At 59.0% G+C, this 12,270-nt stretch carries 11 protein-coding genes; 8 read left to right on the top strand and 3 right to left on the bottom strand.

From position 1 onward, the window contains the following. Nucleotides 1-65: 65 nt before the first annotated feature. Nucleotides 66-368 carry a hypothetical protein gene (locus tag NKH57_RS12420; protein WP_352735388.1) on the bottom strand — a complete coding sequence of 101 codons (303 nt, stop codon included), beginning with the start codon at nt 366-368 and terminating at the stop codon, nt 66-68. Between the two features lie 233 nt (nt 369-601). On the opposite strand from NKH57_RS12420, the gene NKH57_RS12415 reads away from it, so the two are divergent. The 8 genes from NKH57_RS12415 to NKH57_RS12380 all read left to right on the top strand — a co-directional run bounded on the left by NKH57_RS12415 (nt 602) and on the right by NKH57_RS12380 (nt 9,791). Continuing rightward, complete coding sequence (locus NKH57_RS12415; RefSeq protein WP_352487073.1) at nt 602-1,744, top strand: helix-turn-helix domain-containing protein; 1,143 nt, start codon at nt 602-604, stop codon at nt 1,742-1,744. 306 nt (nt 1,745-2,050) lie between these two features. Then, on the top strand, nt 2,051-3,793 hold the full coding sequence (locus NKH57_RS12410; protein ID WP_502907281.1) for a putative bifunctional diguanylate cyclase/phosphodiesterase: 1,743 nt from the start codon (nt 2,051-2,053) through the stop codon (nt 3,791-3,793). Between the two features lie 174 nt (nt 3,794-3,967). Next, nucleotides 3,968-4,492, top strand: coding sequence for a ubiquinone biosynthesis methyltransferase UbiE (locus tag NKH57_RS12405; protein WP_352944491.1), 525 nt, complete (start codon nt 3,968-3,970; stop codon nt 4,490-4,492). Next, on the top strand, nt 4,489-5,667 hold the full coding sequence (locus tag NKH57_RS12400; protein WP_352944489.1) for a methyltransferase domain-containing protein: 1,179 nt from the start codon (nt 4,489-4,491) through the stop codon (nt 5,665-5,667). Before NKH57_RS12405 ends, NKH57_RS12400 begins: the two co-directional genes overlap by 4 nt. After that, nucleotides 5,664-8,030, top strand: a complete 2,367-nt coding sequence (locus tag NKH57_RS12395) for a SpoIIE family protein phosphatase (RefSeq protein WP_352944487.1) — start codon at nt 5,664-5,666, stop codon at nt 8,028-8,030. The genes NKH57_RS12400 and NKH57_RS12395 overlap by 4 nt, the downstream gene beginning before the upstream one ends. A 2-nt stretch (nt 8,031-8,032) precedes the next feature. Then, nucleotides 8,033-8,593: a slr1658 superfamily regulator gene (locus NKH57_RS12390; protein WP_352944485.1), complete on the top strand. Its 561-nt coding sequence runs from the start codon at nt 8,033-8,035 to the stop codon at nt 8,591-8,593. Nucleotides 8,594-8,611: 18 nt separating this feature from the next. Further along, a complete protein-coding gene (locus NKH57_RS12385) occupies nt 8,612-8,950 on the top strand; it encodes a slr1659 superfamily regulator (protein WP_352663269.1) in 339 nt (112 codons plus the stop codon). A 232-nt stretch (nt 8,951-9,182) separates the two neighbouring features. Beyond that, nucleotides 9,183-9,791, top strand: coding sequence for an ATP-dependent DNA ligase (locus tag NKH57_RS12380; RefSeq protein WP_502907280.1), 609 nt, complete (start codon nt 9,183-9,185; stop codon nt 9,789-9,791). Between the two features lie 228 nt (nt 9,792-10,019). Here the strand turns inward: NKH57_RS12380 and NKH57_RS12375 are convergent, their stop codons facing one another. Continuing rightward, nucleotides 10,020-10,883 (bottom strand): patatin-like phospholipase family protein, encoded by an 864-nt coding sequence (locus NKH57_RS12375; protein ID WP_352944481.1) that lies wholly within the window; start codon nt 10,881-10,883, stop codon nt 10,020-10,022. Next, on the bottom strand, nt 10,880-12,268 hold the full coding sequence (locus NKH57_RS12370; RefSeq protein WP_502907279.1) for a M16 family metallopeptidase: 1,389 nt from the start codon (nt 12,266-12,268) through the stop codon (nt 10,880-10,882). The genes NKH57_RS12375 and NKH57_RS12370 overlap by 4 nt, the downstream gene beginning before the upstream one ends. Between the last annotated feature and the right edge of the window lie 2 nt (nt 12,269-12,270).

The following is a 12,270-nucleotide window of genomic DNA, read 5'->3' as shown; positions in this document are numbered from 1 at the left end:
GATGAACCGCTGTCACGATGGAATGCTTAGGTGACAATATCGTCCACAGGTGTATTGGAATCAGTTTACCTGCTACCTGATGATTGCTCTGTTAAGAGTCCCAAAATCAGCGCGCACTCACGAGCTCTATATTGCCCGGCAGTCATAAGCTGGTAGTAATCTCGCTGCTTGTCTTCCGGGACCTGAAATCCGCGTCGAAATTCCGCCGCTGCTTTCGGAGTTCGTGTACAGCCGAGTTTGCTGGCGGTGACTTTCAAACTGGCCAGCGAGCATCCGATCTTTGCCGCTATAGCTTTCAACGGCTCATTGTTACCGTATCCCTCAAGAATTACCTTGCGACGAGCTTCGCCGTTGAGCTTTGTGGTCATTTCGGTGACATCCTCAACTCACTATTTCACGATGCCAGATTTTATACGCATCAGGTTGAGGAGTGTCGTTATCTTCGCATCCAGAAACTTATCCCGGAATGCATTTCTTACTGTAATCCAGCGTGATCGCCGTTTCGGTCGACTGGAGTTCCGCCGGCCTTGCCAGATGCCTGAAATACACCACATGATTGAAAGGGGCATGGGCATACCCGATTCGGATATGGCGCCACGCGATGGACACCAAGAGGCAAGACGAGGCTCCTGCGAGGCAGCCGCGGGACCGTGAGCGACGTCGTTGGTCGCGCGAAGACCAACCCCGCAATGAGGCCGCTCCATCGTTCGCGCCGGCGCTGGAACCTCTGTCCTTTTCAACGCTCGAGCTGGCGCCAGGGGATCAATTCGCCGCTTGGCAAGCGCAAATGGCGCCGCTTGTCGAAGTTAGTTTGCCGGACGACAAATCGCTGGACGATGGTTTCCCCGCCGACCACACAGCCTGGAATCTCGGTGGCATGCTGATCGTTCAACAGCGCGCGCCGGCACATAGCTACATGCGTTCCGCCGCGAAGCTCCGATCCAGTTCGATCGATCATTGGTACATCGTCTTGCCGCGTAGCGGCCGGTCATGGACGGAGGTCGATCGCCGCGTTGCGGAAAACCAGCCGGGCAAGTTGGAGATCAGATCGCTTGGCTACCCGTTTCGCGGGAGGGTAACGGACTCGGAAAGCCTCTTTCTCTATCTGCCGCGTGATTTGTTCTCTGATGCGGCGTCAACCCTCGACGCAAAGAACAATTCAATTATGTCCGGCAACTTTGCCAACCTCTTTGTCGACTATGTCAACAGCATAGAAGCGAGACTGCGCAGTCTCACGGCTGAAGATCTGCCCCGCATCGTACACGCAACACGCAGCATGATCATTGCCTGCCTCGCGCCTCCGGCGGAACATGCCGCGGCCGCCGAACAATTGGCGAGTGTCGCGCTGATGGAGCGAGCGCGTCGATATGTCCAAACCAATCTGGATGCGGCTCATCTGGCACCCGATTCAATGTGCCGAGCGCTCGGCGTATCGCGCTCTCGTCTCTATCAATTATTCGAACCGAGCGGTGGTGTTCTCCATTACATACAAAGTCGTCGACTTCTGGCAGCCCATATTGCGCTTAGCGATCCGGCAGACAGCCGACGAATTGTCGATATCGCTGAGGCCTTCGGGTTTAGTTCAGCGGCTAATTTCAGCCGAGCATTCAGCAAGGAATTCGGTTACAGCCCCCGCGAAGGTCGCAGTACTGTGGTGTTGCCGCGCCCCGCCCACTCTGTTTCGCTTGCTGAACACGAGAAGGCGTGTTCCTTTGAAGGTTGGCTCAAAGCGCTCGGAAGCTGAGTACAAGATTGGCGGTGGTTGAGGGGGCGGGCTCAAAACAGGGGAAGGCCACGCCGCCTCACGGACCAGAATATTTCGTGCCGCGTCTACCGCGCCATCAATCATATAGCCAATTCGAAACAATTCCCGAATTATTAACCAACTGTGACTGTTGATCATTATCGTCGAAAACCACAGCGGAGCACGCATTGCACCTATGCCGTATGCCGCACTTGTTAAGACTGCGAGTTAAAAGTTTGCCAAACTTGATAGTTATGTTATTTTTGAACTGGCGGCGTGGATTCGCGCCGCTTATGGAGGTGGCTCTTGGCTCCAGAGGCATCAGGCGTCGGCAAGGGGAGTGACGGGCCTTCCTCAAGCGATGTTCGACGTCCCGGCGAAGCGCTTCTCGCTGACCTTTTGGCCAACACGACCGAGCTTTTGTCGTTCTACGACCGCGACTTCTGTCTGACCCACTACGCAACCAAGCTCAGGGGCGTGTACGGAGGCGCGGTGACACCGGGTGCCGCCCTTTGGGAGATCTACCCGAGCTTCCTCGATGCGAGGTATCGCGGCGAATTTCTTCGTGTGTTCCACGGTGGCTCACCCGCAAGCATCGATTTGCCGCGGTCATCGGGCGAAGTGCTGCGGTCCGTTTTTGTTTTCGCCACTGCAAATGGTGTGGGAATCATTGAATCAAGGGGGCGCGATGGGCGCACCATGACGGACGAGCAAGAGCATGTAATTCTGCTCCATCAGGCGACGCACGACATGCTGACCGGACTGCAGAATCGGCGGCGATTCGGCGAGCGGCTTCAGCAAGCGTTAGCGGCCCTCGGTGAACTGAAGCCGAAAGCCGCCCTGCTGCAGATCGACCTTGACGATTTCAAAGCAGTCAACGACACGCTTGGGCATGGAGCAGGCGATACGCTTCTTCAGCTCGCGGCGGGCCGTATCCGCGACGCGCTGCAGGACGGCGAATCCGCGTACCGGTATGCCGGCGATGAGTTCGCTGTCATTCAATTGGGAAAAGAGCAGCCAGCGGAAGCTGAGCGCCTCGCCGGATCGCTGGTCGACGCGTTCAAGAACCCGTTCGTCATCAACGGCATTCCCGTCTTCGTCGGCTCGAGTATCGGAATTGCTTTCGGGCCGGAGCACGGGACCGATGGCGAACAGTTGATGAAAGCCGCTGACATTGCTCTTTACGCGGCCAAGACAGATGGACGCGGCTGCGCTCGAATATTCAACCGTTCGATGCTGCTCTTGCTTGAGCAACGCGAGAATCTGAGACGCAGCCTTCGAACCGCGCTGGAGCGGGGCGAGCTTTATCTGGAGTATCAGCCGCTCATTCGGCCCCCCTCGTCGGTGATCGGTTTCGAAGCGCTGCTGCGGTGGCGGCACCCTGAGGTCGGAATCATTCCACCTAATGTGTTCATACCGATCGCCGAAGCCGACGGTCTGATGGAAGAGATTGGACGATGGGTGCTCGAGGAAGCCTGTCGCCAGGCATTGACGTGGCCTTCCTCGCTGACAGTCGCGGTGAACCTGTCACCAGCCCAGTTCCTTAGCGGTTCCCTGACGGACACCATCGCCCAGATCATCGACGCAGTTGGAATCGAAGCCGACAGACTTGAACTTGAGATAACGGAGACGGTCCTGCTTGAGAAGACGATCGACAATATCGATACGTTGAATACCCTGAACGTCCTGGGAATACGTATTTCGCTCGACGATTTTGGAACATACTACTCATCGCTAAGCTACCTTAAGAACTTTCCCTTCGATACTTTGAAGATCGATCAGTATTTCATTGCGGACCTGGAAACCGACCTCAAAAGCCAAACGATCGTGCGATCGATCATGAACCTGGCGCACGGCCTAGGGATAAGTGTCACTGCCGAGGGGGTCGAGACATCGGCACAGGCACGGTGGCTGATCAACGAAAATTGCGATTGTCTGCAAGGTTATTTCCTGGGGCGGCCTCTCCGAGCCGAGGCGATCGGCGATTTCATCAAGCGGTCCCCGCCGAGGATGGCACGAGCGATGCAGGAATCAAATCGGGCGCTCTAGCGCCTCGAACCCTTTTGCTAACGACGAAGTGGGGATTTGTGGAACGATCGAGGGGAATACCGCGCAATTGTTCAAGTCGGTGCCAGACTGCCTGACCACGGGCGGTGAAGTTTTTCGTCGCGGAGGCCATCCACTCCGCGGGGTTCAATACTGAAGTAACAAGTGAGAATGCCGATGGGACCTGTTCATCATGACCTGGCTGGCGGCGAACCGACCTTTGAACCCATGATCCAGATCGACATGGGAATCAAAGCTTTTGTCTCAGCCTGGAGACACTGCGATTATGTCTCGACATACATGGCCCGGATGATCAGTCAGAACAGGTCTGACTCGGTCCGGCATTCAAATCTTTTTTCCTCCGCCTTCAACGAATTGCTCGAAGTCGCCTTTCGCACGCGTCATGCCGATGGCGAACTGGCATGCAGGGTGTCTCGCCATGGCGCGACAGATAGGATCGAGTTGACATTTCCTTGCTTGCCGGCGGAGCGCCAATTTTACGAAGAAGCCATGTCGCAACTTGCAGGAATAGAGGCCAGAGAGCGATACCTCAATTCCGTGTCTGGGGATCTCCCGCCGAGCCGCGAGGTCATACTCCTGGAACTGGCTGTCGACTACAACGCGACACTCTGGATCGAGGAAGCCGACGGCGATGCAATCAAGCTTGTCGTGGATCTTCCGCTCGAGGGCTTGCAAAATTGAGCCCATACGACCTTCTCCCGCGCTTTAAGGCGCAATATAACGCGAACAACCAGGAGTTCTCCATATCGGGAGTGGTCCGGCCTCAGGCGATCGATGAGCTTGGGCCCAGCATAGCATTGCTTCGCGATGCGATCGGCCGTGTGCGCGGCGTTCTCTACGTCAATGTCAGGCGCCTGACGCAGATGAACAACGCCGCGTTTCACATCTTTTCGAGGATCATCATCGACGCTTGTCGCGCTCGGCCCGATCTCAAATTCGTCGTCATCACGTCAAGCGTCGTCGGATGGACCTCGCGAAAATTCGGTCGCCTGAGCGGAATTGAACCGAACATCACCGTCGAGGAGTATGACACCGAATTCTATCCGGGGCAGGGCTTCCTTGAGGAAGGCGGGTTCGTGCCGATCCTGCGTACTCAGACAAAGATGACATGGCGCCACGAGCGGGCAATCTTGCCGCGACACGGGATGAGGCCCGGGATCGTCATGGCCGACATCTGTTGCGGGATCGGCGATTTCGCTGTGCTCGCGCAGAAGGAGTTCCAGCCGTCACGCATCGTCGCCCTCGACCACTCCAGATCAAGCCTGAACTATGCTCGACGAGTGATGCGGGAGTTCGACATCCGAGGCATCGAATATACGTATGGCGATGCGTCGGAGATGCTGCTCGACGAAGCGCAATTCGACTTGGTCACCTGCCGACATTCCCTGCAAATCTTCAATCGACCTGAACTCATCCTCAAGGAGCTCTACCGCATCTGCAAGCCAGGCGGTCGGGTCTATATCACGAACGAAAAGAATTCGCATTGCCTCGGCGAGCCGCGCGGCGAAAGCATTCGCTGGACCTACGACGAGGTGGCGAAGCTGTTCGGGCATTTCGATATGGACGTCGAGCTCGGGCCTAAGAGTCGGCGATACCTGTTGGAAGCCGGATTCGAAGACATCCTTGTGGAGACCTTTATGGTCACTAACCTGGACGGCGAACCGCAGGACTTCGCCGATGTCATTGCGGCCTGGGCGGATGTCTATGCGGGCGAGATGGCGACCAGACGCGGCGATGGACCGGAGTTCGTCACGCGGTTTCGGCAGGGCTTCGAGGACCACATCTTCGCTGCGCTCCACCCCAAGGGTTATGCGGGTTGGCCGATCTGGGTCGCATCGGGGCGACGGCCGCAATGAAAGCCGCCGATGAGGGAACGCCGCGCTTCGGCTTGCGCTCGTTTCGAGCGAAATTCGTGTTGGTCGTTGGCGGCGCCGTGCTGTTCGACCTCCTTTTGAGCGGTGGCCTGGCGCTTTGGAACGTTCAAAAGCTGTCGCGCGATGCCACATCGGAAGTCGGTGAGGGCCTGACGACCGCAAACCAGGAATACATTCGTTCCTATGCCCAATCGACAGCGCTGAGCGTCGACCTGCTGCTCGATCGAGTTCATGGGGACGTCAAGGCGTTGGCCGGCGTGCTGCAGGCCCAGATCGACGATCCAAGCAGGCAGCAACAGGTCGGAGCCACCCTTTCGCAGCAAGCGCCCGGCTCGGTAAAGGTGGTCTATGACGCGCAGGGCGATTGGGCACAGAACCTGCCGGGCGCGCCGTCCGTGGTCAGCGTCTGGGGCTACCTGCTGGGCGCCGACCACAGTCCGCTGCCAAGCGTCCAGCAGGCAATAGAAGACAGCACCGTCCTGGACCTCGTTGCGCCGACGCTAATGGCCAGCGGGTCATCCAAACTGCAGATGTATTATATTGGTCCAAAAGAACGGCCGATATTTAGGACCGTACCGTATACGGACCAGGCACAGACCTTCGACAAGCTCTATCCGGGCCACAACAAGGCGGAATTCTGGGAGTTCTTCTTTCCGGGTATCTACGGGTCGTGGCAGCAATGGGCTAGGGATCCGGCCTCTCGGCCGGTGCCCGATGACATTACCCAGACGGCGCCCTACACCGATGCAATCACGGGAAAGCTGATCGTCAGCTTTTTCCATCCGCTGTGGACGCGTGATCACACCGGTATTGCCGGTACAGCGGGAGCAGACATCACTCTCGACCAACTCGCGGAAGTCGTCGAACGCGTGAAGATCGCTGAAACCGGGTTCGGCTTTCTCACGATGTCGACTGGCAACGTGGTGGCGATCAATCCGTCGGGCCAGGCAATCATCGGCCTGACGTCATCGAGCGATGCGGGCAGCCAGGGCGTCACTGGCCTGGAGAGGTCACTGCGGGGAAGCACGCAGCCGGCTATCGCATTGCTGCCTCTCGACCGGAACAATGACGGCGTGATTCAGCATATCATGCTCGACGACAAGGGCGAACACGTACCCTACATTGTTGTCCTCAAAAGATTGAAGCCAACCAATCTGTGGAGTTCGGGACCGATCAAGTCCGAAACGATGTCGGTCGGGATCGTCGTTCCCGAACGGGAGATCTATGCGTCTCTGTTCGCCGCGCAGGACAGTATTTCCCGCGCAACCAACCGTATCCTGCTTTTTCAGCTCGCTGCGATTGCCGTTTCGCTTCTGATAGTTTTTGCCGCCGTGCTCGGAATTTCGAAGCGGATCACCGCGGGTCTCAGGGCGCTCGCCAGCGCCGCCCAGCGGCTACAGTCCAAAGATTATTCGGTCCGCGTGAGCATTCCAACGCGCGACGAGGTTGGAGCGGCAGGAATCGCTTTCAACCGGATGGCCGAGCAGATCAGCTTTCATACGGAAAACCTCGAGCAACTCGTCGACGAACGAACTCGGGAACTCGGGGACGCCAATCAGGAGATTTCCGCACTCAACGAAAAGCTGCAGGACGAGAACGTCCGCCTTGGCGCCGAGCTCGCGGTCGCCAGGCAGATACAGATGATGGTCCTGCCGAAACAATTCGAACTCGAAGCGATTCCGGGTCTGGAGATCGCGGCCTACATGCGGCCGGCCGACGAGGTCGGCGGTGACTATTATGACGTCCTGCAGAACGGGTCACGGGTCAAAATCGGCATCGGCGACGTGACCGGTCATGGTCTCGAGAGCGGCGTGCTGATGCTCATGGTCCAATCCGTTGCACGCGCGCTGCAGGAGACTAACGAAAGGGATCCGCACCAGTTTCTGGATCGGCTGAACAGAGCGATCTACAAGAACATCGAGCGGACGAACACCGGCAAGCATCTCTCGCTGGCCTTCCTTGACTTCGAGGATGAGCGGGTAACGCTATCCGGCCAGCATGAGGACGTTCTCGTCGTGCGTGCGGACGGGAACGTCGAACGTATCGACACGATGGATCTGGGTCTGCCGGTTGGCCTGGAGAATGACATCTCGAAGTTCATTGCCACGCGCGACATCGTGTTCGGGAGCGGCGACGTGATCGTGCTGCATACGGACGGAGTGACCGAGGCGGAAGACCAAGACAGAAAATTGTTCGGATTCGAGCGCCTCTGCGAGAGCGCACAAAAACGTCGCGGCAGCAGCGCCGAGGACATCAAGACCGGCATCATCGACGATCTGATGGCCCATATCGGGATCCAGAAGATCCACGACGACATCACCCTCGTGATCATAAGGCACACATAGCCATGACAACGCTGTTCGGGACCCCTGACGTTGCAATCGGGATGAAGGAGAGCGTCAGTCGCGTGCGGCTGTTCGACGGACCTCTCGACTTGAGTTGGCGTCATTGTGCCACGACCTCGGACTTCATCGCGGATCTTTTCGCATTGCGCTTCCGGTCGTCCCGCAATGACTACATGGAAGTGCGGCACAGCATTGGATATCTGGTCAACGAACTCATCGAAAACGCCGTCAGGTTTCGCGCACCGGGTGAGATTTTGATCGAGGCGTCGATGGATTCGGAATGCTTCAAGCTCAAGGTGTCGAATGACGTCGATGGTGAAGATGCGTCCGAGTTCCAAAGTCTCCTGGCAGACATCACGGTTGGCGACCCCATGGACCTGCTGATACAGCGAATTGAAGCCAATGCCGCGAACCCCGACGTAAGAGGCTCCGGACTTGGATTGCTGACGTTGATGAGCGACTACGGCGCGCGCCTGGCTTGGATATTCAGCGCCGCCGACGAAAGCAATCGGATTTGCGTGGAGACATATGCCTCCATTCCGATCTCGCAAATTCACAACTAAATGAAACGAAGCCAGGCTATGGAAATCAAGACAGACGACTACCGCGTATGGACTGAAGGAAGTGAAATTTTCTTCGACGGTGCGATGCGGCTTGCCAGTTCCGACGCCGGTGCGCCTATCACGGCGTTGGCGACCAGTGTGCTTGCCTCGAATCCCGCTTCCATTACGCTCAATCTGAAGGACCTTCACTTTCTCAACTCTTCCGGCATCAACCTGCTGGCGAAATTTACCATCGAGGTGCGCAAGCATCCCGATGTTCGACTCGTCGTGCGTGGAACGCCCGACATACCCTGGCAATCGAAATCGTTGCCGAATCTGAAGAAGCTGCATCCTGCTGTGGTGCTTTTGATGGACTAATCAGCTCGCTCGAAATTAGCCGAAACACCGCCTGGTGCCAGACCGCCGCAACGAGCGAGATATGTACGCCAGGACAAGTATGTGGATGCGAAGCTAACGACAATTCGGCCTGATGCGCGGATGCTCGCAATGGCTCGGCGGGGGCTCGGCACAGGCGGCAGGCGTCCAGGTTGGGGGGACGTCGGGCTGCCTGTGCCGATCAGCCGCCGCTGCGCGATCAAAGGTGGCGTCATTGAGTAAGCATGCCAAGGTGAACGGCGGCCGGCTGGAGTTCATTCCACCGCTGATCCCGACTCGGGTCAAGGAACCGCCCGAAGATGAGGGATGGCTGCACGAGGTCAATCTTGACGGCTACCGAACGCAGATCATCATCGATCAAGGCGGCGTGCGTCTTTACAGCAAAAACGGCCGCGACTGGACCACGAAATACTGGCCCATCGCGCTGGCTGTCGAGCTGCCATGCCGGGCTGCCATTATCGACGGCGAGGTCATTGTGCCAGGCGAGCAGGGCGCTCCCGATTGCCCTGCGCTGGAAGCCGCGATCTGGAACGAACCGAGCCGGCTGGTGTTCGTCGCGTTCGACATCCTCCATCTCGACGGTCGCAATCTAGACTCCTTGCCGCTGCTGCAGCGCAAGCAGGCGCTGTGGCAACTGGTTGAGCACGGCCCCGGCAAGATCCAGTACAGCGAGCATTTCGAGGGCAGTGCGCTAGCGATTTTCCGCGCCATCGAAAAAATGGGGCTCGAAAGCATTATCTCGAAGCGCGCCGATAGCCGCTACAGGAGCGGACCCTCGAATACATGGCTGAAGGCCAATTGCTTCGAGGCACCCGATTTCTGAGCTTCGACGACCGCTTCTGGCGTAACGACGACCTCAGGATGGCGCCAGCAATTACGCGGTCAAGTCGGCCGGAATGACCGACATCAGACGCATTGCCGCCGTTCGGTCGTGAACTCGCCCATGGCCGCATCGGGTCAAACGCGACCGTTCCCATATGTCGCCTTTTGTTCGCTTAAGCCAGGTCCGCAAGCAGAATAGGCGTCAGGCCTTACCGGCACGCCACCATCTTCACCCGATCAGCTTTCCCCGCCTCGCTTTGACGGCAGCGCCAAGCCGCGCCTCCAGCGCCTTCTCCACCTGCCGTTTTAGCTCGTCCTTGATGCCAACCGTCTCATTCATCAGGGCGTCGATCTTCAGGAAATCGAGCACGCGGTATTTCGACACTGCCGGGCGGACCAGGATGTCGGGGCGGCATTGCTTCAGCTTGTTGGCGATGATCGACTGCATCATCAGCTGCGTGGCGCCGAATATCAGGTCGACGGTGGTCGGGTGCTTGCGGTCGAGCTCTACCGGCGCGCCGACGACGTCGACGCCGATGATGATGTCGGCATCGTTCTCGATCAGGTCGAAGGGCACGGGGTTGTAGATGCCGCCGTCGATCAGCAGCCTGCCGTCGCGCATGACCGGGCGGAACACGGCGGGTATGGCCGCTGACGCCGCCAGTGCCGAGTGCAGGTCGCCATCGTCGAAGACGGCCAGCTTGTGGCCGAAATAGTCCGTCGCCGTCACCTTCAGCGGAATTTTGAGCTCGGCAAAAGTTTCGGGAATGGCTTCGGGCAGAAAAGCCTTGAGTATCCGTTCGACGTTGAACTGGCTGACGCGGACCTGCATGGCTTCGGCGATCGTGCCCGGCCTCGCCCGCCACATGCGGCTCGCCACCTGGGCGCGGCGGCCGAGAATCGCGCGGGCATAGTCGTGGATGTCCTTGCCGGTCATTCCGGCGGCCATGCCCGCGCCCATAATGGCGCCGATCGACGAGCCGGCAATCGCCACGGGCTTGATGCCCAGCTCGTCCAGCGCCTCGATGACATGGATATGCGCCAGCCCACGCGCACCGCCGCCGCCGAAGGCGATGCCGAAGGTCGGGCTCATCCCTTGCCGGCCCCTGCCAGTTTCGGGCCGATGACCATGATGGTCGGCTCTGTGGTCAGCAGCTTTTTCGCCGCCGCCTTGACCTGGTCGAGCGTCACCGCGTTGATGTAGCTCGCGCGGCGTTGCATGTAGTCGATGCCGAGACCGTCGAGCTGCAGCTCGACCAGCGTCGAGGCAATGGCACTCGACGAGTCCAGGTTGTTGATGGCGTAGGCGCCGATCATGTATTTCTTGGTCGCCGCCAGCTCCGCTTCGGTCGGGCCTTCATCGGCCAGTTGCTTGACCACATCGCGGACGATAGCCAGCGTCTCGGCCGCCCGGTCCGAGCGGGTCCCGGTGCTGACGATCAGCGCATTGGCGTGGTCCTGATTGATCAGCGAGGAGTTGACGCTGTAGGCCAGCCCGCGCTTTTCGCGCACCTCCTGGAACAGCCGCGAGGTGAAGGTGCCGCCGCCGAGGATCTCGTTCATCAGCACGGCGGGAAAGAAATCCGCCGCCTTGCGCTTCACTCCGGGATAGGCGAGTTGCAGCGAGGTCTGGGGCAGGTCGTAGTCGACCTCGACATGCTGCGCCAGCTTGGGGTCGATATCGGCCACGGGAGCGAGCGCCTGGTTTTGCGGCAGGCCGCCAAACACCATGTCGAGCTTCTTCTTCAGCGTCTCGGGGTCGATGGCGCCAACCACCGCGACATGCAGGCCGCCGCGCGCGAACACAGCCCTGTGCAGGGCTTTCAGGTCGTCCGGCTTGATGGCGGCGATGCTCTCCCTGGTGCCCTCGTCCGAGCGGGAATAGGGGTGGTCGCCGTAGAGTGCCCGCGCCCATTTGCTCTGCGCGACCGTATCGGGGTCGTTCTCGCCGGCGATGATGCCGGACAGTATCTGAGCCCGGATGCGATCGATCGGCAACTGGTCGAAGCGCGGCTCGTTGACCGCCAGCCGCAGGAGGTCGAACGCCTCGTCGCGCTGCTCGGCCAGCATGCGCATCGAGCCGTAGGTGCCGTCGCGGCTCTCTTCGAAACTCATCTCGGCGCCGGCATCGTCGAGCTTGATCTGGAAGTCTTCCGAGTCCAGCGGCCCGGCACCTTCGTCGAACAGGCCGGTCATCAGATTGGCCAACCCTTCCTTGCCCGGCGGATCCTGCGTCGAGCCGCCGCCGAAGACGAAGCGGATGGCGACGATCGGCACGGAATAGTCCTCCACCAGCCAAGCGGTGATACCCTTTGGCGAGGTGACGGACTGGATGTCCATGGCACGTGCCGTAAGTGCCGGCAGGATCAGGAAGACGATTGAGAGGAAGAGGGTTGCGAGGGCGGCGAGCGCTCTTCCTTCTCCCCTTGTGGGAGAAGGTAAGGGCGCGCCGGCGTGCATCGCGTTCGTGTTCGTCATCG

It is taken from the genome of Mesorhizobium sp. M1050, from assembly GCF_040318715.1.
Classification (GTDB): Bacteria; Pseudomonadota; Alphaproteobacteria; order Rhizobiales; family Rhizobiaceae; genus Mesorhizobium.
Note: the sequence above shows the minus strand (reverse complement) of the source record. Positions and strands in the feature narration are given on the sequence as shown.